Source organism: Mesorhizobium sp. M2E.F.Ca.ET.209.01.1.1 (genome assembly GCF_004010375.2).
Lineage (GTDB): Bacteria > Pseudomonadota > Alphaproteobacteria > Rhizobiales > Rhizobiaceae > Mesorhizobium.
In genome coordinates this window covers 1-301 of the sequence record NZ_SADP02001014.1, presented here as the reverse complement: position 1 = coordinate 301, position 301 = coordinate 1, and the positions used below count along the sequence as shown (strand labels likewise).

The following is a 301-nucleotide window of genomic DNA, read 5'->3' as shown; positions in this document are numbered from 1 at the left end:
CTGCATTTTGCCTTGGCGTGAGGTCGAATCTACGGAACCATATGAGCCTTTGTTCGTTGAGGCGCTGTTTAAGCGGAGCTTTGACATGTCGACGGGCGATCAGGAAGAACGGCTTTCTGCAATCGAGGTCGGACAGGCCGCGGGCAATCCGCACGCATGAAAGGCGTGGCGATACTTACCGAAGCCCGTAGCGGTTCCGAATGGCTTGGCAGTCTCACAAACAGCACGGGATTGTTCGGCAACTCCGCCGAGTGGCTCGACACGACCAATCTCGGGTGCAAGCCGAAATCCTTCGATGACC

1 pseudogene is annotated in these 301 nt (G+C 56.8%); it reads left to right on the top strand.

What is annotated here, in order from left to right:
* Positions 1 to 156: 156 nt before the first annotated feature.
* Positions 157 to 301: pseudogene (locus EN852_RS43440) on the top strand (Stf0 sulfotransferase); the annotation flags it as partial.